Annotated in this window: 25 protein-coding genes; 18 read left to right on the top strand and 7 right to left on the bottom strand. The window is 51.8% G+C overall.

What is annotated here, in order from left to right; genetic code table 11:
- The first annotated feature begins 58 nt into the window (after window positions 1-58).
- The 5 genes from ppiA (at window position 59) to argD (ending at window position 3,396) form a co-directional block, all read left to right on the top strand.
- A complete protein-coding gene (gene ppiA, locus EFER_RS16760; RefSeq protein WP_000920477.1) occupies window positions 59-631 on the top strand; it encodes a peptidylprolyl isomerase A in 573 nt (190 codons plus the stop codon).
- Between the two features lie 104 nt (window positions 632-735).
- On the top strand, window positions 736-903 hold the full coding sequence (locus EFER_RS16755; RefSeq protein ID WP_000736860.1) for a YhfG family protein: 168 nt from the start codon (window positions 736-738) through the stop codon (window positions 901-903).
- On the top strand, window positions 893-1,495 hold the full coding sequence (locus tag EFER_RS16750; RefSeq protein ID WP_001280648.1) for a putative adenosine monophosphate-protein transferase Fic: 603 nt from the start codon (window positions 893-895) through the stop codon (window positions 1,493-1,495). The genes EFER_RS16755 and EFER_RS16750 overlap by 11 nt, the downstream gene beginning before the upstream one ends.
- Before the next feature lie 31 nt (window positions 1,496-1,526).
- A complete protein-coding gene (pabA, locus tag EFER_RS16745) occupies window positions 1,527-2,090 on the top strand; it encodes an aminodeoxychorismate synthase component 2 (RefSeq protein WP_000601871.1) in 564 nt (187 codons plus the stop codon).
- An 85-nt stretch (window positions 2,091-2,175) separates the two neighbouring features.
- A complete protein-coding gene (gene argD, locus EFER_RS16740; RefSeq protein WP_000963760.1) occupies window positions 2,176-3,396 on the top strand; it encodes a bifunctional acetylornithine/succinyldiaminopimelate transaminase in 1,221 nt (406 codons plus the stop codon).
- Between the two features lie 77 nt (window positions 3,397-3,473).
- Here the strand turns inward: argD and EFER_RS16735 are convergent, their stop codons facing one another.
- A complete protein-coding gene (locus EFER_RS16735; protein ID WP_024256541.1) occupies window positions 3,474-5,564 on the bottom strand; it encodes a YccS/YhfK family putative transporter in 2,091 nt (696 codons plus the stop codon).
- A gap of 50 nt (window positions 5,565-5,614) precedes the next feature.
- Window positions 5,615-6,247 (bottom strand): cAMP-activated global transcriptional regulator CRP, encoded by a 633-nt coding sequence (gene crp, locus EFER_RS16730; RefSeq protein ID WP_000242755.1) that lies wholly within the window; start codon window positions 6,245-6,247, stop codon window positions 5,615-5,617.
- 304 nt (window positions 6,248-6,551) lie between these two features.
- Between crp and EFER_RS16725 the strand changes: the two genes are divergently transcribed.
- Complete coding sequence (locus tag EFER_RS16725; RefSeq protein WP_001148908.1) at window positions 6,552-6,956, top strand: OsmC family protein; 405 nt, start codon at window positions 6,552-6,554, stop codon at window positions 6,954-6,956.
- Between the two features lie 54 nt (window positions 6,957-7,010).
- Here EFER_RS16725 and EFER_RS16720 read toward each other — a convergent pair whose 3' ends face one another.
- From EFER_RS16720 to EFER_RS16705, 4 genes are read right to left on the bottom strand one after another with little or no spacing between them, the layout of a single operon-like run.
- Entirely contained in the window at window positions 7,011-7,880 is an 870-nt protein-coding gene (locus EFER_RS16720) for a phosphoribulokinase (protein WP_001274672.1), read from the bottom strand.
- Window positions 7,881-7,933: 53 nt separating this feature from the next.
- On the bottom strand, window positions 7,934-8,152 hold the full coding sequence (locus EFER_RS16715; protein WP_000907089.1) for a YheU family protein: 219 nt from the start codon (window positions 8,150-8,152) through the stop codon (window positions 7,934-7,936).
- Complete coding sequence (locus EFER_RS16710) at window positions 8,146-9,168, bottom strand: hydrolase (protein ID WP_000057371.1); 1,023 nt, start codon at window positions 9,166-9,168, stop codon at window positions 8,146-8,148. The genes EFER_RS16715 and EFER_RS16710 overlap by 7 nt, the downstream gene beginning before the upstream one ends.
- On the bottom strand, window positions 9,168-11,081 hold the full coding sequence (locus EFER_RS16705) for an ABC transporter ATP-binding protein (protein WP_000634793.1): 1,914 nt from the start codon (window positions 11,079-11,081) through the stop codon (window positions 9,168-9,170). The genes EFER_RS16710 and EFER_RS16705 overlap by 1 nt, the downstream gene beginning before the upstream one ends.
- 130 nt (window positions 11,082-11,211) lie before the next feature.
- On the opposite strand from EFER_RS16705, the gene kefG reads away from it, so the two are divergent.
- From kefG to slyD, 4 genes are all read left to right on the top strand, one after another.
- Complete coding sequence (gene kefG, locus EFER_RS16700; protein WP_001297514.1) at window positions 11,212-11,763, top strand: glutathione-regulated potassium-efflux system ancillary protein KefG; 552 nt, start codon at window positions 11,212-11,214, stop codon at window positions 11,761-11,763.
- Window positions 11,763-13,568, top strand: coding sequence for a glutathione-regulated potassium-efflux system protein KefB (gene kefB, locus EFER_RS16695; protein ID WP_000399122.1), 1,806 nt, complete (start codon window positions 11,763-11,765; stop codon window positions 13,566-13,568). Before kefG ends, kefB begins: the two co-directional genes overlap by 1 nt.
- Before the next feature lie 9 nt (window positions 13,569-13,577).
- Window positions 13,578-13,778 carry a YheV family putative zinc ribbon protein gene (locus EFER_RS16690; protein ID WP_001007734.1) on the top strand — a complete coding sequence of 67 codons (201 nt, stop codon included), beginning with the start codon at window positions 13,578-13,580 and terminating at the stop codon, window positions 13,776-13,778.
- Window positions 13,779-13,872: 94 nt separating this feature from the next.
- The gene (gene slyD / locus EFER_RS16685; RefSeq protein ID WP_000861348.1) at window positions 13,873-14,463 is read left to right on the top strand and encodes a peptidylprolyl isomerase; all 591 of its coding nucleotides are present in this window, start codon (window positions 13,873-13,875) and stop codon (window positions 14,461-14,463) included.
- Window positions 14,464-14,511: 48 nt separating this feature from the next.
- On the opposite strand, the gene EFER_RS16680 is transcribed toward slyD, so the two are convergent.
- Window positions 14,512-14,730: a protein SlyX gene (locus EFER_RS16680; RefSeq protein WP_001153620.1), complete on the bottom strand. Its 219-nt coding sequence runs from the start codon at window positions 14,728-14,730 to the stop codon at window positions 14,512-14,514.
- 219 nt (window positions 14,731-14,949) lie between these two features.
- Between EFER_RS16680 and fkpA the strand changes: the two genes are divergently transcribed.
- From fkpA to fusA, 8 genes are all read left to right on the top strand, one after another.
- Window positions 14,950-15,762 (top strand): FKBP-type peptidyl-prolyl cis-trans isomerase, encoded by an 813-nt coding sequence (fkpA, locus tag EFER_RS16675; protein WP_000838249.1) that lies wholly within the window; start codon window positions 14,950-14,952, stop codon window positions 15,760-15,762.
- Between the two features lie 166 nt (window positions 15,763-15,928).
- Entirely contained in the window at window positions 15,929-16,651 is a 723-nt protein-coding gene (locus tag EFER_RS16670; protein ID WP_000091461.1) for a helix-turn-helix transcriptional regulator, read from the top strand.
- Entirely contained in the window at window positions 16,651-17,037 is a 387-nt protein-coding gene (gene tusD, locus EFER_RS16665) for a sulfurtransferase complex subunit TusD (RefSeq protein WP_001209698.1), read from the top strand. Before EFER_RS16670 ends, tusD begins: the two co-directional genes overlap by 1 nt.
- Window positions 17,037-17,396: a sulfurtransferase complex subunit TusC gene (gene tusC / locus EFER_RS16660; RefSeq protein ID WP_000820733.1), complete on the top strand. Its 360-nt coding sequence runs from the start codon at window positions 17,037-17,039 to the stop codon at window positions 17,394-17,396. Before tusD ends, tusC begins: the two co-directional genes overlap by 1 nt.
- A gap of 7 nt (window positions 17,397-17,403) precedes the next feature.
- A complete protein-coding gene (gene tusB, locus EFER_RS16655) occupies window positions 17,404-17,691 on the top strand; it encodes a sulfurtransferase complex subunit TusB (RefSeq protein ID WP_000903378.1) in 288 nt (95 codons plus the stop codon).
- A gap of 125 nt (window positions 17,692-17,816) precedes the next feature.
- Entirely contained in the window at window positions 17,817-18,191 is a 375-nt protein-coding gene (gene rpsL, locus EFER_RS16650; protein ID WP_000246815.1) for a 30S ribosomal protein S12, read from the top strand.
- Window positions 18,192-18,287: 96 nt separating this feature from the next.
- Window positions 18,288-18,758 carry a 30S ribosomal protein S7 gene (gene rpsG, locus EFER_RS16645; protein WP_001138043.1) on the top strand — a complete coding sequence of 157 codons (471 nt, stop codon included), beginning with the start codon at window positions 18,288-18,290 and terminating at the stop codon, window positions 18,756-18,758.
- A gap of 96 nt (window positions 18,759-18,854) precedes the next feature.
- Window positions 18,855-20,969 carry an elongation factor G gene (gene fusA / locus EFER_RS16640; protein ID WP_000124700.1) on the top strand — a complete coding sequence of 705 codons (2,115 nt, stop codon included), beginning with the start codon at window positions 18,855-18,857 and terminating at the stop codon, window positions 20,967-20,969.
- The last annotated feature ends 40 nt before the right edge of the window (window positions 20,970-21,009 follow it).

The raw sequence follows: 21,009 nt of genomic DNA, 5'->3' as shown, positions 1-21,009 counted from the left end.
TGAAGGCTATTTAGAATCACTTCACTTGCTTTATTTCTGCTCTAGTTAAGGAAATCTCATGCTTAAATCGACCCTGGCGGCTGTTGCAGCTGTTTTCGCTCTTTCTGCTCTTTCACCCGCAGCATTGGCAGCGAAAGGAGATCCGCACGTTTTATTAACGACCTCCGCCGGTGACATTGAACTGGAGCTTAATAGCCAGAAAGCGCCAGTGTCAGTGCAAAACTTTGTCGATTATGTGAACAGTGGTTTTTATAACAACACCACCTTTCACCGCGTCATTCCTGGCTTTATGATTCAGGGCGGCGGTTTCACCGAGCAGATGCAGCAGAAAAAACCAAACCCGCCAATCAAAAATGAAGCCGATAACGGCCTGCGCAACACGCGTGGCACCATCGCGATGGCGCGTACCGCTGACAAAGACAGCGCCACCAGTCAGTTCTTTATCAACGTTGCCGATAACGCCTTCCTTGACCATGGTCAGCGTGATTTCGGTTACGCGGTATTTGGTAAAGTGGTGAAAGGCATGGACGTTGCCGATAAGATTTCCCAGGTGCCGACTCATGATGTTGGTCCGTACCAGAATGTGCCGTCAAAACCGGTAGTTATCCTTTCCGCTAAAGTCCTGCCGTAATGATTTCTCGCGCGGGCAATCTTGCCCGCGCTTCTGCTCTCCCGGCGTAACCCGGATTTGCCGCTTATACTTGTGGCAAATGGACACGTTCAGGGAGGCATCAAGTGAAGAAACTCACCGATAAGCAAAAGTCCCGTCTCTGGGAGCTTCAGCGTAATCGTAATTTCCAGGCCAGTCGCCGTCTTGAAGGCGTCGAGATGCCTTTAGTTACTCTTACTGCCGCAGAGGCTTTAGCGCGCCTTGAAGAGCTGAGGAGGCACTATGAGCGATAAATTCGGCGAAGGGCGCGATCCGTATCTTTATCCTGGCCTTGATATCATGCGTAACCGGCTGAACATCCGCCAGCAACAGCGGCTGGAACAGGCCGCTTACGAAATGACGGCGCTGCGTGCTGCGACCATTGAGCTTGGTCCGCTGGTGCGCGGTTTACCGCATTTGCGCACTATCCATCGCCAGCTGTATCAGGATATTTTCGACTGGGCGGGGCAACTGCGTGAAGTTGATATTTATCAGGGTGATACGCCGTTCTGCCACTTTGCTTATATCGAAAAAGAGGGCAATGCCCTGATGCAGGATCTGGAGGAAGAAGGGTATCTGGTTGGCCTGGAGAAAACGAAGTTCGTCGAGCGGCTGGCACACTACTATTGTGAAATCAACGTCCTGCATCCCTTCCGGGCGGGAAGTGGTCTGGCACAGCGGATCTTCTTCGAGCAACTGGCGATTCATGCTGGTTATCAACTGAGCTGGCAGGGTATTGAAAAAGAGGCCTGGAATCAGGCAAATCAGAGTGGGGCAATGGGGGATCTCACCGCGCTGCAGATGATATTTAGCAAAGTGGTAAGCGAAGCCGGGGAATCTGAGTAAAATAGCGCGGTTCTTTCGTACCGGAGCCGCCATGATCCTGCTTATTGATAACTACGATTCTTTTACCTGGAACCTCTACCAGTACTTTTGTGAACTGGGGGCGGATGTGTTGGTTAAGCGCAACGATGCGTTAACGTTGGCGGATATCGACACACTCAAACCGCAGAAAATTGTTATCTCACCTGGACCCTGTACGCCGGACGACGCAGGGATCTCCCTTGACGTTATTCGCCACTACGCCGGGAGTTTGCCGATTCTTGGCGTCTGCCTCGGTCATCAGGCAATGGCGCAGGCTTTTGGTGGCAAAGTTGTGCGCGCCGCAAAGGTGATGCACGGCAAAACCTCGCCGATCACACATAACGGTGAGGGCGTATTTAAGGGGCTGGCAAATCCACTCACCGTGACACGCTACCATTCGCTGGTGGTGGAGCCTGACTCATTACCGGAGTGCTTTGAAGTGACGGCCTGGAGCGAAACCCGCGAGATTATGGGGATTCGCCATCGCCAGTGGGATCTGGAAGGCGTACAGTTCCATCCAGAAAGTATTCTCAGCGAACAAGGGCATCAACTGCTGGCTAATTTCCTGGAGCGCTGATTTCTGATTGCCATTCAGTGATTTTTTATGCATATTTTGTGATTATAATTTCACGTTGAGTTATGCGTAACAGGGTGATCATGAGATGGCAATTGAACAAACAGCAATTACACGCGCGACTTTCGATGAAGTGATCCTGCCGATTTATGCTCCGGCAGAGTTTATTCCGGTAAAAGGTCTGGGCAGCAGAATCTGGGATCAGCAAGGCAAGGAGTATGTCGATTTCGCGGGTGGCATTGCAGTTACGGCGTTGGGCCATTGCCATCCTGCGCTGGTGAACGCGTTAAAAACCCAGGGCGAAACTCTGTGGCATATCAGTAACGTTTTTACCAATGAACCGGCGCTGCGTCTTGGTCGTAAACTGATTGAGGCAACGTTTGCCGAACGCGTGGTGTTTATGAACTCCGGCACGGAAGCTAACGAAACAGCCTTTAAACTGGCACGCCATTACGCCTGTGTGCGTCATAGCCCGTTCAAAACCAAAATTATTGCCTTCCATAACGCTTTTCATGGTCGTTCGCTGTTTACCGTCTCGGTGGGCGGGCAGCCAAAATATTCAGACGGCTTTGGGCCAAAACCGGCAGACATCATCCACGTTCCCTTTAATGATCTCCACGCAGTGAAAGCGGTGATGGATGATCATACCTGTGCGGTGGTGGTTGAGCCGATTCAGGGCGAGGGCGGCGTGACGGCTGCGACGCCAGAGTTTTTGCAGGGCTTGCGCGAACTCTGTGATGAGCATCAGGCATTATTGGTGTTTGATGAAGTGCAGTGCGGGATGGGGCGGACCGGCGATCTGTTTGCTTACATGCATTACGGCGTGACGCCGGATATTCTGACCTCCGCCAAAGCGTTAGGTGGCGGCTTCCCGATTAGCGCCATGCTGACTACGGCGGAGATTGCTTCTGCGTTTCATCCTGGTTCTCACGGTTCCACCTACGGCGGTAATCCACTGGCCTGTGCAGTAGCGGGTGCGGCGTTTGATATCATCAATACCCCTGAAGTGCTGGAAGGCATTCACGCGAAACGCCAGCGTTTTGTGGACCATTTGCAGAAGATCGATCAGCAGTACGATGTGTTTAGCGATATTCGCGGTATGGGGCTGTTGATTGGCGCAGAGCTGAAACCACAGTACAAAGGTCGGGCGCGTGATTTCCTGTATGCGGGTGCCGAGGCAGGCGTAATGGTGCTGAATGCCGGGCCTGATGTGATGCGTTTTGCGCCGTCGCTGGTGGTGGAAGATGCGGATATCGATGAAGGGATGCATCGTTTCGCCCACGCGGTGGCGAAGGTGATTGGGGCGTAAATAAGACGCGTCAGCGTCGCATCAGGCAAAAGATGTCGGATGCGACGTAAACGCCTTATCCGATGGTTTAGCCTGTATTACGCCTTCGAATCCCGCAACTTGCGACTCAGCCAAATCCCATGATGCGGTCGCTGACGCCATGCCATCGACGAAATGGTGTGCATGGTGTTCAGATGACCAATAACCCGCTGTAAATGCTGCTCCAGTGTGCCTGCTGCACCTTCGTGCGGCTGCATCTCCGGCGCATCCATAATATTGGCATCGCCAGAACTACCTGGTTCGTCATACTCCAGTCGCTGCTGACAACGCTGAATGGCGATTTCACAAGACTGCAAATATTCTTGCGCCAGTTCAGGTGGCAATGCCCGGTGTTCCCGTGCCAGCGTGGTCATGGCATTGATATGCTCAACAATAAACTGACTGTGCGTTACCCACAGTTTCATATCTGCCAGATAATGGCTGTTGAATGCCGGTTCCTGCATCGCCTGATTCAATGAGTTATACAGAGTGTTATGCGCCTGATTCACCCGCATTCGCTGCCAGGCCAGTGGCGTAGGTTGCGGATCCTCGCTCAGAATCAAACGAATCGCTTCCTGATAGGCTTCTAAAGCGTCATGGGCGTTCTTACGCAATAACCCGCTCTGCCACTGCGGCCACAGCCAGACGGTACCGCCGAAAGCAATTAAACAACCAATAATGGTATCGATAAGACGCGGAAGGATGTACTGCTCACCGTTCAACCACAATAGTTGCAGGGTATACACTGCGGTAATGGTAAAGCCGACCGTCGCCCAGCCGTAGTTTTTGCGCAATATCAGGTAGCTGGCGAGGGTGGTAATCAGCATCAACGTCAGGGTGTAACCTTCGGGAATTTTAAAGTGCAGCGCCACGCCCGCAATGATTAACCCGACCACGGTTCCCACGGAGCGATTCACAATCCTCAGACGGGTTGCGCCATAGCCATTTTGCGTCACCAGCAATACCGTCATCAGGATCCAGTACGACTTCGGCAGATGCAGTGCGGTGCCCATCAGGCTGGCAACGCTTAACATCACACTGAGTCGTCCGGCATTGCGTAGCGCCGGAGACTTTAGTGACAGATAACTTTTCAGTGCCGGCAGTAACGGCATTCGCCGCTGTTTATCGGCCAGTAAATCACGGGCATAGAGCGGTTTTTGGGTGCGTAGTACACGAGCGATGCGGCTGAAGTGCCAATAGCAGAATTGCCCAACAGGATTATCCGGATGCTGGCGGGCGATTTTTTCCAGTGCGCCAATTTGTTTTTCCATCGTAAAGCGCGTCGGCAGGCGATGGTAAAGAATGTCATCAGCCAGCACGCGCAGGCGAGTGGCGACAGTTTGCGCATTCCAGCGGATAACTTCTTCCGCATGGCTACGCTCGACCAGCTTTTGCACCTCTTCCGGCTGATGCAAGCTGACCGAAATATGTTCCTGTAAATCCAGCGCCTCCTGGAAAATACGCAGCATCCGCTTGTAGTCAGTATTATTTTGCGCGGAAAGCATATGCATTTGCTGATAGCACTGAGTAATTAAATCGACCGCTTTTTGCTGGCGCACCAGCAGTGGTGGCAATGCTTTTTCAGGATCGGTGTGCTGGGTAAGCAGGCTGTATTTGGCTTCGCAGTAATCCGCCAGTTCACGGTACAGCAGACTTAGTGACTCGCGTAGCGGTTGTTCGCGCCAGATCCAGAACCAAAACCAGTTAAACAATCCGTACCAGAGAGTGCCCAGCGCATAGATGAGCAACGGTTCCCAGACTGGCATGTATCCCGCCAGACTGAGGGTAAAAATGGCGGCGAGCAGCGATGCGGGAAGCAATTTTGCGTGCAATGGCCCCAGCTCAGCAGTGACACCAAGCACCAGCGTTAATCCGGTCAGCAAAAAGGGCAGGGGAACATCTTTTGCCAGTAACAGCTGTGTCAGCAAGCTACAGGTGGCAAACAGTGACGCACCAATGATTAAGCGTTTGAAAAAACGTTTATGAGGCGTATCAAGGCCCGCAATATTGCAACAGGCAGGAACGAGGGAGAAGAGCAGACCGAATCGTAATTCGCCAAGCATTAACCCAACGGCCACGGGCAAACATAGCACTAGCGTTTGTCGTAGTGCATAGTTGATATCGGGGTGATAAATCAGTCTGCGCCACATCGGGGGAAACAAAATGGCGCGCTACTCAGTAACGCGCCACTCCGACGGGATTAACGAGTGCCGTAAACGACGATGGTTTTACCGTGTGCGGAGATCAGGTTCTGATCTTCCAGCATCTTCAGAATGCGTCCCACGGTTTCACGAGAACAGCCGACAATCTGACCGATTTCCTGACGGGTAATTTTGATTTGCATACCGTCCGGGTGAGTCATGGCATCCGGTTGTTTTGCCAGGTTCAGCAGAGTCTGTGCAATGCGGCCCGTCACGTCGAGGAACGCCAGGTTGCCCACTTTCTCTGAAGTGACTTGCAAACGACGCGCCATCTGTGCAGACAGACGCATCAGAATGTCCGGGTTTACCTGAATCAATTGGCGAAATTTTTTGTACGAAATTTCAGCCACTTCACAGGCGGTTTTCGCACGTACCCATGCGCTACGTTCCTGGCCCTCTTCAAACAGGCCCAGTTCGCCAATAAAATCACCCTGATTCAGATAGGAGAGGATCATTTCTTTACCCTCTTCATCTTTGATCAGCACTGCCACAGAGCCTTTAACGATGTAGTACAGCGTTTCCGCTTTTTCACCCTGGTGAATAAGCGTGCTCTTGGATGGGTACTTATGAATGTGGCAATGAGACAAGAACCATTCGAGAGTCGGGTCTGTTTGCGGTTTGCCAAGCACCATGCGCGGTTATCCTCTGTTATAAGCTTTCTCCAGAGCCAGAAAACGCCGCTGTCTCTGGATTGCCGAAATGTGCTTCCCGCTATCTGGGAAGAGGCTGTCAAATACGTACTGCATCTGTTATGTGAAGTCCGTTACACACATGCAGTACATCAATGTATTACTGTAGCATCTTGACTGTTTTAGCATAGCTTTCGCCGTGTGTCTCCTGGTGTCTCGCTTCAGCTTGACTCAGGTCGCCTTCTGTTGCGCGATTTGGTCAGTACGCGTACGCTGTGAATAAATTTGATGCAGTGGAGTGGCAAAAATGCAAGCGCGAGTGAAGTGGGTCGAAGGGTTAACTTTTTTGGGCGAATCCGCATCTGGTCACCAGATTTTAATGGACGGCAACTCTGGCGATAAAGCGCCAAGTCCGATGGAAATGGTGTTGATGGCGGCGGGTGGTTGTAGCGCCATTGATGTGGTTTCTATCCTGCAAAAGGGGCGTCAGGATGTTGTCGATTGTGAAGTAAAATTGACCTCTGAACGCCGCGAAGAGGCACCACGCCTGTTTACGCACATTAATCTGCATTTTATCGTCACCGGTCGCGACCTGAAAGACGCAGCAGTTGCGCGTGCGGTAGATCTCTCTGCCGAGAAATATTGTTCAGTGGCGTTGATGCTGGAAAAAGCGGTGAATATTACTCACTCGTATGAAGTGGTTGCCGCGTGATTTAATGTCAGGAGTACGATGCCGGATAATTGTTTATCCGGCATATTAGCAGAGTTACTCGATTTTCTTTCCTTCCATCAATCGTTGCACCAGTGGCAGCATAATTAACTCCATTGCCAGACCCATTTTACCGCCCGGCACCACTAATGTATTGATGTGGGAAATGAATGAGCCCTGCAACATCGCCAGCAGCCAGGGGAAATCGATCCCTTCCAGATTACGAAAATGGATCACCACAAAGCTTTCATCCAGTGATGGAATGCCCTTTGCTGCGAACGGGTTTGAGGTGTCGACAGTGGGAACGCGCTGGAAGTTAAGATGGGTGCGGGAAAACTGCGGCGTGATGTAGTTGATATAGTCTTCCATTGAACGTACTACTGAGTCCATCACCGCTTCTCGTGAGTGCCCGCGCTCGCTGGTGTCGCGGATCAGTTTTTGAATCCACTCAAGGTTAACGATAGGCACTACGCCGACCAGTAAATCCACATGCTGCGCAACGTTATGATGTGGTGTGACCACGCCGCCGTGTAGCCCTTCATAAAACAGTACATCAGTGGGTTCCGGTAAAGGTTGCCATGGGGTGAATGTCCCCGGCACCTGATTCCATGGTACGGCTTCGTCGTACGTATGCAGATATTTGCGTGATTTTCCTTTGCCGCTCTGACCGTATTCAATGAAGGTTTGTTCCAGCAGGCCGAAGTCGTTAGCTTCGGGGCCAAAGTAGCTGATATGCCGCCCGGCATCACGCGCCTTGCGGATCGCCATGTCCATTTCCGGGCGCGTGTAACGGTGAAAACTGTCGCCTTCCACCTCAGCTGCATGCAGATTTAACTGCGCGAATATTTTACGAAATGCGAGACTGGTGGTGGTGGTCCCCGCGCCGCTGGATCCTGTTACCGCAATGACCGGATGTTTGGCAGACATAGTAACTCCATGACTTAGCTATCATTATTATCTCGTCCGCCGACGGCTGCAGGTTATTCGCGAAACTGACTGCGCGGCATGATATTGACCGTTTCGTGCAGCTCCGACCATACCAGCACCGCTTCTCCGCACTGTAGCTGGCGTTTGACGTCGGCGACTTTCTGTTCAAGTGTACGCTCATGTTCACCATAATCGGTGCCTTCGCGTAACACAAAACTTTCAATTAAATTTTCCAGCGTTTCGGGGGAGAGTTCTTGCCACGGAATCAACATGATTTCGCCTCCAGATACGTTGTTAACCAGTCAGGAATGCGTGACTCCAGCCACATTTGCGGATGAAATAATGTACCGCCAAGAAAGCCAACATGACCACCATGTTCAGTCAGTTGATACTCCACCTGCGGGGGGAGATTTTCCGGTTTCGGGATCACCTGATGATCCATAAACGGATCGTCTTTGGCGTGAATAATCAGTGTCGGTTTGGCGATCTGGTTCAGCATCGGCATGGCGCTACACTGACGATAATAGTCGATAGCGTCAGCGTAGCCGTGAATTCTGGCGGTGATCAGATCGTCAAATTCACGGATGCGACGTACCGATTTTAACTGTGCGAGATTAATCGGCAGCGTACCGGGATAGGCTGACAGTTTGCGCGCAGCATTGGCTTTTAACAGGTTCAGCAAGTAACGCTGATAAACGCGGGAAAAGCCCTTTTCCATATGATAACTACAGGCTTCCAGCATAAATGGCGCGGAGACAATTACCGCTGCATCAATCGGGAGGTTATTACCTTCTTTTGCCAGCAAACAGGCGAGCATATTACCGCCGAGCGAATAGCCGACGGCAGCCGTTGGCGCATGTCCAAATTCGCGCTGCAGCCAGCGTAAAAACCAGCTGGCGTCTTCGGTTTCGCCCGAATGGTAAATGCGGTGCATACGGTTTGGTTCACCGCTGCATCCGCGAAAATGCATCACCACGCCCAGCCAGCCGCGTTTTTGCGCCGCCTCGACCAGACCGTGGGCGTAAGGGCTATTGAGGCTGCCCTCCAGCCCGTGAAACACCACTAAACGCGGTTTATGGTTCGCCTGGGCAGGGTCTTCACTCCATGCGAGATCGACAAAATCGCCGTCGGGCAACTCCAGTCGCTGCCAGTGCGGGGTGAATTTCACCTTGCGACGAAACAGACGCGGCAGCATGGTTTGCAGATGACAATTGCTAAAGCCGCGCATAGGGGTGAATTCAGCACTGCTGCTGAATTCATTGGCATCGGTCGTCGTTATCTGCGCCATCAGTTGCTTTGGCCTTCCAGCAGCATCTGCTCAAGCTGCTCCTGGGCTTCCAGCCACGCCATTTCGCACTCTTCCAGGCCGGATTTGGCGCTGGCTTGCTGTTGCAGGCAGGCGGTCAACTCCGCTTTACGGCTTTGATCGTACAGTTCGCTGTCGCCGAGTTTCTCTTCCGCCTGCGCCAGTTGCGCGTTCAGCTTCTCCATCTCTTTTTCCAGACGGGCGATTTCTTTACGCAGTGGCTGGGTTTGCGCACGCAGCTCCGCTTCCCGACGCTTCTGGTCTTTACGTGCCTGGGCGCTGTTCGCGTTCTCTTTTGGCGCGTCGTCGGTCTGGTTTTCCTGCTTTTGAACGTCGCTCAACCACTGTTGATAATCTTCCAGATCGCCGTCGAACGGTTCGACTTTACGATCGTGAACCAGATAGAGATCGTCAGTGGTGGAACGCAACAAATGGCGGTCGTGCGAAACGACAACCAATGCGCCTTCAAACTCGATCAACGCTTCAGTCAGTGCCTGGCGCATGTCGAGGTCAAGGTGGTTAGTCGGTTCGTCGAGCAGCAGTAGATTCGGACGCTGCCAGACGATTAATGCCAGCACCAGGCGGGCTTTTTCCCCACCGGAGAAACGGCGCGTTTCTTCCGTCACTTTATCGCCCTGGAAACCAAAGCCGCCGAGGTAATCACGTAGTTTTTGTTCTAGTTCCTGCGGCGCTAAACGTGCCAGATGTTGAATAGGCGATTCGTCGGCGCGCAGGTATTCAAGTTGATGCTGGGCGAAGTAGCCGAGCTTGATCCCTTTCGCCAGACCAATTTCACCGCTGACTGGCGCAAGTTCGCCGGCTAACAGTTTGATTAATGTCGATTTACCCGCGCCATTGCGGCCTAACAGACCAATGCGCGAACCCGGCACCAGATTCAGTTTAATCGAGTCGAGAATAATGCGATCGCCATAACCTGCGCTGACCTTTTCCATTTTCAGTAACGGATTTGGCAGGCTTTCCGGCGCGCGGAAGCTAAAGCGGAACGGGTTGTCGACGTGCGCGGGGGCAATCAGCTCCATACGCTCGAGCATCTTAATACGGCTCTGGGCCTGCTTTGCTTTGGTGGCTTTGGCACGGAAACGGTCGATATAACTTTGCAGATGTGCCACGCGCTCTTGCTGGCTTTCATACATCGCCTGTTGCTGCGCCAGACGGGTGGCGCGCTGTACTTCAAACGAACTGTAGTTGCCGGTGTACTCGAACATGCTTTGTTGTTCGATATGAATAATTTTATCAACGATCGGATCGAGGAAGTCGCGGTCGTGGGAGATCAGGATCAGCGTGCCCTGATAGCTCTTCAGCCATTTTTCCAGCCAGATAACAGCATCGAGATCGAGGTGGTTAGTTGGTTCGTCGAGCAGCAGCAAGTCTGAACGGCAAATCAGCGCCTGGGCGAGGTTAAGACGCATACGCCAGCCACCGGAGAAATCACTTACCGGGCGCTCCAGTTGTTCATTGCTGAAACCGAGGCCGTGCAGCAGGCTGGCGGCGCGGGAGCGAATGCTCCATGCGTCAATAGCATCCAGCTTGCCATGAATGGTCGCAATGGCGTGCCCGTCGTTACGTTCGTTGGCGTCGTGTAGCTGCGCTTCCAGTTGACGATATTCACGGTCGCCGTCAATGACATATTCCAGCGCCGCTTGCGGTAGCGCTGGTGTTTCCTGATTCACCCACGCCAGTTGCCAGCTTCCTGGAAAGGTGTAGCTGCCGCCGTCGGCGCTGATTTCATTTTTCAGCAATGCCAGCAGGGTAGATTTACCACAGCCGTTTTTACCCACCAGGCCGACTTTCTGCCCGGGGTTGATGGTGGCGGTGGCATTATCCAGCAGGACGCGCACGCCGCGACGAATTTGTAACGAGGAGAAAACAATCATAAGGCGCCGTATGTTCAGACTATGTTAACTTATCATTATGATAATGTAATGTATGGGCGAGCTGCCGCACCGGGCGCAATGGTAGCCCAAAACAGCGACTATACACAAAAACCATACCGGGAGGGGGATGATGTCTCAGCCAGCGAAAGTTTTGCTGCTGTATGCCCATCCGGAATCTCAGGACTCGGTGGCAAACCGGGTACTGCTTAAACCGGCCACGCAGCTCAGCAATGTTACCGTGCACGACCTTTACGCGCACTATCCCGATTTTTTTATTGATATCCCCCGTGAGCAGGCATTACTGCGCGAGCACGAGGTGATTGTCTTTCAGCATCCTCTTTATACCTATAGCTGCCCGGCACTACTGAAAGAGTGGCTGGACCGGGTATTAAGTCGTGGTTTTGCCAGCGGGCCGGGGGGAAACCAACTGGCGGGAAAGTACTGGCGTAGCGTGATTACCACCGGTGAGCCGGAAAGTGCTTACCGTTATGACGCGTTGAATCGCTATCCGATGAGCGATGTTCTGCGCCCCTTTGAACTGGCGGCGGGCATGTGCCGGATGCATTGGTTAAGCCCCATCATTATTTACTGGGCGAGACGGCAAAGCGCACAGGAGCTGGCAAGTCACGCCAGAGCCTACGGTGACTGGCTGGCAAATCCGCTGTCTCCGGGAGGCCGCTGATGGAAGGTTCCGATTTTTTACTCGCGGGAGTGCTGTTTCTCTTCGCGGCGGTGGCTGCGGTGCCGCTGGCATCGCGGCTGGGTATTGGTGCAGTGTTGGGATATTTGCTGGCAGGGATTGCAATTGGCCCGTGGGGGCTGGGGTTTATTAGCGACGTCGATGAGATCCTCCACTTTTCGGAACTCGGCGTGGTATTCCTGATGTTTATCATCGGGCTGGAGTTGAATCCTTCCAAGCTTTGGCAATTGCGACGCTCGATTTTTGGCGTAGGCGCGGCGCAGGTGCTGCTAAGCGCGGCGTTGCTGGCGGGATTGTTGATGCTGACGGATTTCGCCTGGCAGGCGGCGGTGGTCGGTGGCATTGGCCTTGCGATGTCTTCCACTGCAATGGCGTTGCAACTGATGCGTGAGAAAGGGATGAATCGCAGCGAATCTGGACAGCTAGGTTTTTCGGTTTTGCTTTTTCAGGATCTGGCGGTGATCCCCGCGCTGGCGTTAGTACCGCTGCTGGCGGGTTCGGCAGACGAACATTTCGACTGGATGAAGATCGGCATGAAGGTGCTGGCGTTTGTCGGCATGCTGATTGGGGGGCGCTATTTACTGCGTCCGGTATTCCGTTTTATTGCTGCTTCTGGCGTGCGGGAAGTGTTCACTGCCGCGACGCTGCTGCTGGTGTTGGGTTCCGCATTGTTTATGGATGCGCTGGGGTTGTCGATGGCGCTCGGTACGTTTATTGCTGGCGTCCTGCTGGCGGAAAGTGAATATCGCCATGAACTGGAAACGGCTATCGATCCCTTCAAAGGCTTGCTGCTCGGACTGTTTTTTATCTCTGTCGGCATGTCGCTCAACCTCGGGGTGCTTTATACCCATCTGTTGTGGGTAGTGATAAGCGTGGTTGTGCTGGTGGCGGTGAAAATTCTCGTGCTGTATTTGCTGGCGCGGCTGTATGGCGTGCGTAGCTCAGAGCGGATGCAGTTTGCTGGCGTGTTGAGTCAGGGCGGCGAGTTTGCCTTTGTCCTCTTTTCTACCGCTTCTTCGCAACGCTTATTCCAGGGCGACCAGATGGCGCTGTTGCTGGTGACGGTCACGCTTTCCATGATGACCACGCCGCTGCTGATGAAGTTGGTGGATAAATGGCTGTCCCGTCAGTTTAACGGACCGGAAGAAGAAGACGAAAAACCGTGGGTCAACGATGATAAACCGCAGGTGATTGTCGTGGGCTTCGGACGTTTTGGTCAGGTGATTGGTCGTTTGCTGATGGCAAATAAAATGCGCATTACCGTGCTGGAGCGGGATATCAGCGCTGTTAACCTGATGCGCAAATATGGCTACAAAGTGTATTACGGTGATGCCACGCAAGTTGACCTGTTGCGCTCCGCAGGCGCCGAGGCCGCAGAGTCTATCGTCATCACCTGTAACGAGCCGGAAGACACCATGAAGCTGGTGGAAATATGCCAGCAGCACTTCCCGCATTTGCATATTCTTGCGCGAGCGCGCGGACGTGTGGAAGCGCATGAGTTATTACAGGCCGGGGTGACGCAGTTTTCCCGTGAAACATTCTCCAGTGCGTTAGAGCTGGGGCGCAAGACGTTGGTTACGCTTGGGATGCATCCGCATCAGGCACAGCGGGCACAACTGCATTTTCGCCGCCTGGATATGCGGATGCTACGAGAGCTAATACCGATGCATGCCGATACCGTACAAATTTCTCGCGCCAGGGAAGCCCGACGCGAACTGGAAGAGATCTTCCAGCGTGAAATGCAACAAGAACGACGCCAGCTGGATGGCTGGGATGAATTTGAGTAGAGGATAACGATGGCAATCCGAAAACGTTTTATTGCGGGAGCAAAATGCCCGGCCTGTCAGGCGCAGGATTCAATGGCGATGTGGCGCGAAAATAATATTGATATTGTTGAATGCGTTAAGTGCGGACACCAGATGCGAGAAGTCGACAAAGAAGCCCGCGATCATGTTCGCAAAGATGAGCAAGTGATCGGGATTTTTCATCCGGACTAGCGATATGCGCCGAGATTTTTTAAGCTAGTGAGTACACGGCTGCAGAATTCCGCTACAATCTGCGCCACTATTCTTCCCATGCTCAGGAGATATCATGAAAGTAGCAAAAGACCTGGTGGTCAGCCTGGCCTATCAGGTACGTACAGAAGACGGTGTATTGGTTGATGAGTCTCCGGTGAGTGCGCCGCTGGACTACCTGCATGGTCACGGTTCTCTGATCTCTGGCCTGGAAACAGCGCTGGAAGGTCATGAAGTTGGCGACAAATTTGACGTAGCTGTTAGCGCGGATAACGCTTACGGGCAGTACGACGAAAACCTGGTGCAGCGCGTTCCTAAAGATGTATTTATGGGCGTTGATGAACTGCAGGTAGGTATGCGCTTCCTGGCTGAAACCGACCAGGGTCCGGTACCGGTTGAAATCACTGCGGTTGAAGACGATCACGTCGTGGTTGATGGTAACCACATGCTGGCCGGTCAGAACCTGAAATTCAACGTTGAAGTTGTGGCGATTCGCGAAGCGACCGAAGAAGAACTGGCTCATGGCCACGTTCACGGTGCGCACGATCATCACCACGATCACGACCACGACGGTTGCTGCGGTGGTCATGGCCACGATCACGGTCATGAGCACGGTGGCGAAGGCTGCTGTGGCGGTAAAGGTAACGGCGGTTGCGGTTGCCACTAATACCGAAAAAGTGACAAAAAAGCGGGGAATCCCCGCTTTTTTTATGCCTCAATAATGTGGCGGTGGCGTTTCTTCAGCCTGCGACGCGATGTTCGACGGCTGGCTGGCTTTTAACTTCTCGGTCAGCAGACGCAGATGATCGCGCAGTTTCGCCATCTCCATTTCATGAGCGGTCACCGTGACGTTCAGTTCTTCAATGGTGATTTCCTGAAAAGCCAGTCGGCTCTCCAGCTCTGCCAGGCGTGCTTCCATTGATAAATCCTGCATGATTCACCTCTTTTGTCGAATGGTCGCCGCGGATTCTACTTAACTTTGCACTAATAGACAGCACTCTGTTAGCGACCACGAAACTAATTTAAACAAAAAGAGTCAGAAAAGAAGCGATTATAGGGCATGTCCTTATGTTGATTTGTTCAACAACCCTTTATAGTACTCTACTGATGTCAGTTAACCCTGGGGTGAGATGCCCCGGCCCTGGAGATATGGATGAAATCACTGTTTAAAGTAACGCTGCTGGCGACCACTATGGCCGTTGCTCTGCATGCGCCAATCACTTTTGCTGCTGAAGCGGCGAAACCTGCTGCAACGACTGATAGCAAAGCAGCGTTCGCAAATGACGACCAGAAATCAGCTTACGCACTGGGTGCTTCGCTGGGCCGTTACATGGAAAACTCTCTGCAAGAGCAAGAAAAGCTGGGGATCAAACTGGATAAAGATCAGTTGATCGCCGGTGTTCAGGATGCCTTTGCACAGAAGAGCAAACTGTCTGATCAAGAAATCGAACAGACTCTGCAGGCATTTGAAGCTCGCGTGAAGACAGCTGCGCAGGCGAAGATGGAAAAGGACGCGGCTGATAACGATGCAAAAGGCAAAGAGTACCGCGAAAAATTTGCTAAAGAGAAAGATGTTAAAACATCATCAACTGGCCTGGTTTATAAAGTTGAGAAAGCCGGTACTGGCGAAGCCCCGAAAGACAGCGATACTGTTGTAGTGAATTACAAAGGTACGCTCATTGACGGTAAAGAGTTTGATAACTCCTATACCCGTGGTGAGCCTCTTTCTTTCCAACTTGATGGTGTGATCCCTGGCTGGACCGAAGGCCTGAAATACATCAAGAAAGGTGGCAAAATCAAACTGGTTATCCCACCGACTTTGGCTTACGGTAAAAATGGTGTTCCAGGAATTCCGCCAAACTCTACACTGGTATTCGACGTAGAACTGCTGGATGTGAAACCAGCTGCGAAAGCTGATGCTCAACCACAAGCTGATGCAAAAGCCACCGAAGCTACTAAAAAATAAGCATTAAGAAATGCCGCCTGACCAGGCGGCATTTTTTTTATTGCAGGCCGGATATAATTAATGCTGGAAAGCGGAACCTCCGCTGTATTAATTTAGTTACCCGCATCATTAATGAGCCTGCCCTGAAAACATAACGACAGGTTCCTGAAAAGGAGTGTTTTTTTTCATGTCCAGGTCGCTTTTAACCAACGAAACCAGTGAGTTGGATTTACTGGATCAACGTCCTTTCGACCAGAGCGATTTTGATATTCTGAAATCCTACGAAGCGGTGGTGGACGGGTTAGCGATGCTCATTGGCTCCCATTGTGAAATCGTTTTGCACTCTTTGCAGGATTTAAAATGTTCAGCCATTCGTATTGCTAACGGTGAACATACAGGCCGGAAGATTGGTTCGCCAATTACTGACCTGGCGTTACGTATGCTGCACGATATGACTGGCGCGGATAGCAGCGTTTCTAAATGCTACTTTACTCGCGCCAAAAGCGGCGTATTAATGAAGTCGCTGACTATCGCCATTCGTAACCGCGAACAGCGTGTAATTGGCCTGCTGTGCATTAATATGAACCTCGATGTTCCTTTCTCGCAGATTATGAGCACCTTCGTGCCACCAGAGACGCCGGACGTCGGCTCAAATGTCAACTTTGCTTCCTCTGTAGAAGATCTGGTTACCCAAACGCTGGAGTTCACCATCGAAGAAGTGAATGCCGATCGCAATGTTTCCAATAACGCCAAAAATCGCCAGATCGTGCTGAATCTTTACGAGAAAGGGATCTTCGATATTAAAGACGCGATTAATCAGGTTGCTGATCGTCTGAATATTTCCAAACATACTGTTTATCTCTATATTCGCCAGTTCAAAAGTGGCGACTTCCTGGGGCAAGATAAGTAATGCGTTTTGCCATCGTGGTGACCGGGCCAGCATACGGTACGCAACAGGCGAGTAGTGCTTTTCAGTTTGCGCAGGCACTGATAGCCGAAGGCCATGAACTAAGCAGCGTCTTTTTCTATCGGGAAGGGGTCTATAACGCTAACCAATTGACCTCACCGGCAAGCGACGAATTTGACCTTGTGCGCGGCTGGCAACAGTTGAATACGCAACATGGTGTGGCGCTGAATATCTGCGTAGCGGCAGCATTACGCCGTGGCGTTGTTGATGAAACGGAAGCCGGAAGACTGGGGCTGGCTTCGTCAAACCTTCAGACGGGATTTACCTTAAGCGGACTTGGCGCGCTGGCGGAAGCTTCGCTGACCTGTGACAGGGTGGTACAGTTCTGATGAAACGAATTGCGTTTGTTTTTTCTACTACGCCTCATGGTACAGCTGCTGGTCGGGAAGGTTTAGATGCTTTACTGGCAACTTCCGCATTAACTGACGAGCTGGCCGTCTTCTTTATTGCTGATGGCGTTTTTCAGCTGCTGCCAGGACAAAAGCCCGATACAGTGCTGGCGCGTGATTACATTGCCACTTTTAAATTGTTGGGCCTGTACGACATTGAACAGTGCTGGGTTTGTGCGGCTTCACTGCGCGAACGCGGGTTAGATCCGCAGACATCCTTTGTTGTCGAAGCCACGCCGCTCGAAGCAGATGCCTTACGCCGCGAACTCGCCAACTACGATGTTATTTTGAGGTTTTGAGGCGTTTATGCTGCACACATTACATCGCTCACCATGGCTGACGGATTTTGCTGCGCTGCTGCGTCTGCTCAGTGAGGGCGACGAACTGCTGTTATTGCAAGATGGCGTAACTGCCGCAGTTGACGGTAACCGCTACCTTGAAAGCCTGCGTAATGCCCCCATTAAGGTCTATGCCCTTAACGAAGACCTTATTGCCCGCGGTTTGACTGGTCAAATTTCGAACGACATCATCCCTATTGACTATACTGATTTCGTCAGACTTACGGTTAAGCATACCAGCCAGTTGGCCTGGTGATGGCGGGATCGTTGTATATTTCTTGACACCTTTTCGGCATCGCCCTAAAATTCGGCGTCCTCATATTGTGTGAGGACGTTTTATTACGTGTTTACGAAGCAAAAGCTAAAACCAGGAGCTATTTAATGGCAACAGTTAACCAGCTGGTACGCAAACCACGTGCTCGCAAAGTTGCGAAAAGCAACGTGCCTGCGCTGGAAGCATGCCCGCAAAAACGTGGCGTATGTACTCGTGTATATACTACCACTCCTAAAAAACCGAACTCCGCGCTGCGTAAAGTATGCCGTGTTCGTCTGACTAACGGTTTCGAAGTGACTTCCTACATCGGTGGTGAAGGTCACAACCTGCAGGAGCACTCCGTGATCCTGATCCGTGGCGGTCGTGTTAAAGACCTCCCGGGTGTTCGTTACCACACCGTACGTGGTGCGCTTGACTGCTCCGGCGTTAAAGACCGTAAGCAGGCTCGTTCCAAGTATGGCGTGAAGCGTCCTAAGGCTTAATGGTTCTCCGTTAAGTAAGGCCAAACGTTTTAACTTAAATGTCAAACTAAACTCGTAGAGTTTTGGACAATCCTGAATTAACAACGGAGTATTTCCATGCCACGTCGTCGCGTCATTGGTCAGCGTAAAATTCTGCCGGATCCGAAGTTCGGATCAGAACTGCTGGCTAAATTTGTAAATATCCTGATGGTAGATGGTAAAAAATCTACTGCCGAATCTATCGTATACAGCGCGCTGGAGACCCTGGCTCAGCGCTCTGGTAAATCTGAACTGGAAGCATTCGAAGTAGCTCTCGAAAACGTGCGCCCGACTGTAGAAGTTAAGTCTCGCCGCGTTGGTGGTTCTACTTATCAGGTACCAGTTGAAGTCCGTCCGGTTCGTCGTAATGCTCTGGCAATGCGTTGGATCGTTGAAGCTGCTCGTAAACGCGGTGATAAATCCATGGCTCTGCGCCTGGCGAACGAACTTTCTGATGCTGCAGAAAACAAAGGTACTGCAGTTAAGAAACGTGAAGACGTTCACCGTATGGCCGAAGCCAACAAGGCGTTCGCACACTACCGTTGGTAATCCCTTCGGAGTTTTAGTCACCAGGCGGGCGCTTCCAGTAAGCAGCCCGCTTTGGGCTACTTAAATTGAACGCCTAAAAGATAAACGAGGAAACAAATGGCTCGTACAACACCCATCGCACGCTACCGTAACATCGGTATCAGTGCGCACATCGACGCCGGTAAAACCACTACTACCGAACGTATTCTGTTCTACACCGGTGTAAACCATAAAATCGGTGAAGTTCATGACGGCGCTGCAACCATGGACTGGATGGAGCAGGAGCAGGAACGTGGTATTACCATCACTTCCGCTGCAACTACTGCATTCTGGTCTGGTATGGCTAAGCAGTATGAGCCGCATCGCATCAACATCATCGACACCCCGGGGCACGTTGACTTCACAATCGAAGTAGAACGTTCCATGCGTGTTCTCGATGGTGCGGTAATGGTTTACTGCGCAGTTGGTGGTGTTCAGCCGCAGTCTGAAACCGTATGGCGTCAGGCAAACAAATATAAAGTTCCGCGCATTGCGTTCGTTAACAAAATGGACCGCATGGGTGCGAACTTCCTGAAAGTTGTTAACCAGATCAAAACCCGTCTGGGCGCGAACCCGGTTCCGCTGCAGCTGGCGATTGGTGCTGAAGAACATTTCACCGGTGTTGTTGACCTGGTGAAAATGAAAGCTATCAACTGGAACGACGCTGACCAGGGCGTAACCTTCGAATACGAAGATATCCCGGCAGACATGGTTGAACTGGCTAACGAATGGCACCAGAACCTGATCGAATCCGCAGCTGAAGCTTCTGAAGAGCTGATGGAAAAATACCTGGGTGGTGAAGAACTGACTGAAGCAGAAATCAAAGGTGCTCTGCGTCAGCGCGTTCTGAACAACGAAATCATCCTGGTAACCTGTGGTTCTGCGTTCAAGAACAAAGGTGTTCAGGCGATGCTGGATGCGGTAATTGATTACCTGCCATCCCCGGTTGACGTACCTGCGATCAACGGTATCCTGGACGACGGTAAAGATACTCCGGCTGAACGTCACGCAAGTGATGACGAGCCGTTCTCTGCACTGGCGTTCAAAATCGCTACCGACCCGTTTGTTGGTAACCTGACCTTCTTCCGTGTGTACTCCGGTGTGGTTAACTCTGGTGATACCGTACTGAACTCCGTGAAAGCTGCACGTGAGCGTTTCGGTCGTATCGTTCAGATGCACGCTAACAAACGTGAAGAGATCAAAGAAGTTCGCGCGGGCGATATCGCTGCTGCTATCGGTCTGAAAGACGTAACCACTGGTGACACCCTGTGTGACCCGGATGCGCCGATCATTCTGGAACGTATGGAATTCCCTGAGCCGGTAATCTCCATCGCAGTTGAACCGAAAACCAAAGCTGACCAGGAAAAAATGGGTCTGGCTCTGGGCCGTCTGGCTAAAGAAGACCCGTCTTTCCGTGTATGGACTGACGAAGAATCTAACCAGACCATCATCGCGGGTATGGGCGAACTGCACCTCGACATCATCGTTGACCGTATGAAGCGTGAATTCAACGTTGAAGCGAACGTAGGTAAACCGCAGGTTGCTTACCGTGAAACTATCCGCCAGAAAGTTACCGATGTTGAAGGTAAACACGCGAAACAGTCTGGTGGTCGTGGTCAGTATGGTCATGTTGTTATCGACATGTACCCGCTGGAGCCGGGTTCAAACCCGAAAGGCTACGAGTTCATCAACGACATTAAAGGGGGTGTAATCCCTGGCGAATACATCCCGGCCGTTGATAAAGGTATCCAGGAACAGCTGAAAGCAGGTCCGCTGGCAGGCTACCCGGTAGTAGACATGGGTATTCGTCTGCACTTCGGTTCTTACCATGACGTTGACTCCTCTGAACTGGCGTTTAAACTGGCTGCTTCTATCGCCTTTAAAGAAGGCTTTAAGAAAGCGAAACCAGTTCTGCTTGAGCCGATCATGAAGGTTGAAGTAGAAACTCCGGAAGAGAACACCGGTGACGTTATCGGTGACTTGAGCCGTCGTCGTGGTATGCTCAAAGGTCAGGAATCTGAAGTTACTGGCGTTAAGATCCACGCTGAAGTACCGCTGTCTGAAATGTTCGGATATGCAACTCAGCTGCGTTCTCTGACCAAAGGTCGTGCATCATACACCATGGAATTCCTGAAGTATGATGAAGCGCCGAGTAACGTTGCTCAGGCCGTAATTGAAGCCCGTGGTAAATAAGCCTAAGGGTTAATACCAAAGTCCCGTGCTCTCTCCTGAA

The organism is Escherichia fergusonii ATCC 35469 (genome assembly GCF_000026225.1).
GTDB lineage: Bacteria > Pseudomonadota > Gammaproteobacteria > Enterobacterales > Enterobacteriaceae > Escherichia > Escherichia fergusonii.
The sequence above is the reverse complement of the archived record's forward strand: the minus strand, read 5'-3'. Positions and strand labels throughout refer to the sequence as shown.

Bases quoted from the DNA above. Each gene is read 5' to 3' on its own strand.
- ppiA (WP_000920477.1), top strand. From the start codon at position 59: ATGCTTAAATCGACCCTGGCGGCTGTTGCAGCTGTTTTCGCTCTTTCT.
- EFER_RS16750 (WP_001280648.1), top strand. From the start codon at position 893: ATGAGCGATAAATTCGGCGAAGGGCGCGATCCGTATCTTTATCCTGGC.
- pabA (WP_000601871.1), top strand. From the start codon at position 1,527: ATGATCCTGCTTATTGATAACTACGATTCTTTTACCTGGAACCTCTAC.
- argD (WP_000963760.1), top strand. From the start codon at position 2,176: ATGGCAATTGAACAAACAGCAATTACACGCGCGACTTTCGATGAAGTG.
- EFER_RS16735 (WP_024256541.1), bottom strand. From the start codon at position 5,564: ATGTGGCGCAGACTGATTTATCACCCCGATATCAACTATGCACTACGA.
- crp (WP_000242755.1), bottom strand. From the start codon at position 6,247: ATGGTGCTTGGCAAACCGCAAACAGACCCGACTCTCGAATGGTTCTTG.
- EFER_RS16725 (WP_001148908.1), top strand. From the start codon at position 6,552: ATGCAAGCGCGAGTGAAGTGGGTCGAAGGGTTAACTTTTTTGGGCGAA.
- EFER_RS16720 (WP_001274672.1), bottom strand. From the start codon at position 7,880: ATGTCTGCCAAACATCCGGTCATTGCGGTAACAGGATCCAGCGGCGCG.
- EFER_RS16715 (WP_000907089.1), bottom strand. From the start codon at position 8,152: ATGTTGATTCCGTGGCAAGAACTCTCCCCCGAAACGCTGGAAAATTTA.
- EFER_RS16710 (WP_000057371.1), bottom strand. From the start codon at position 9,168: ATGGCGCAGATAACGACGACCGATGCCAATGAATTCAGCAGCAGTGCT.
- EFER_RS16705 (WP_000634793.1), bottom strand. From the start codon at position 11,081: ATGATTGTTTTCTCCTCGTTACAAATTCGTCGCGGCGTGCGCGTCCTG.
- kefG (WP_001297514.1), top strand. From the start codon at position 11,212: ATGTCTCAGCCAGCGAAAGTTTTGCTGCTGTATGCCCATCCGGAATCT.
- kefB (WP_000399122.1), top strand. From the start codon at position 11,763: ATGGAAGGTTCCGATTTTTTACTCGCGGGAGTGCTGTTTCTCTTCGCG.
- EFER_RS16690 (WP_001007734.1), top strand. From the start codon at position 13,578: ATGGCAATCCGAAAACGTTTTATTGCGGGAGCAAAATGCCCGGCCTGT.
- slyD (WP_000861348.1), top strand. From the start codon at position 13,873: ATGAAAGTAGCAAAAGACCTGGTGGTCAGCCTGGCCTATCAGGTACGT.
- EFER_RS16680 (WP_001153620.1), bottom strand. From the start codon at position 14,730: ATGCAGGATTTATCAATGGAAGCACGCCTGGCAGAGCTGGAGAGCCGA.
- fkpA (WP_000838249.1), top strand. From the start codon at position 14,950: ATGAAATCACTGTTTAAAGTAACGCTGCTGGCGACCACTATGGCCGTT.
- EFER_RS16670 (WP_000091461.1), top strand. From the start codon at position 15,929: ATGTCCAGGTCGCTTTTAACCAACGAAACCAGTGAGTTGGATTTACTG.
- tusD (WP_001209698.1), top strand. From the start codon at position 16,651: ATGCGTTTTGCCATCGTGGTGACCGGGCCAGCATACGGTACGCAACAG.
- tusC (WP_000820733.1), top strand. From the start codon at position 17,037: ATGAAACGAATTGCGTTTGTTTTTTCTACTACGCCTCATGGTACAGCT.
- tusB (WP_000903378.1), top strand. From the start codon at position 17,404: ATGCTGCACACATTACATCGCTCACCATGGCTGACGGATTTTGCTGCG.
- rpsL (WP_000246815.1), top strand. From the start codon at position 17,817: ATGGCAACAGTTAACCAGCTGGTACGCAAACCACGTGCTCGCAAAGTT.
- rpsG (WP_001138043.1), top strand. From the start codon at position 18,288: ATGCCACGTCGTCGCGTCATTGGTCAGCGTAAAATTCTGCCGGATCCG.
- fusA (WP_000124700.1), top strand. From the start codon at position 18,855: ATGGCTCGTACAACACCCATCGCACGCTACCGTAACATCGGTATCAGT.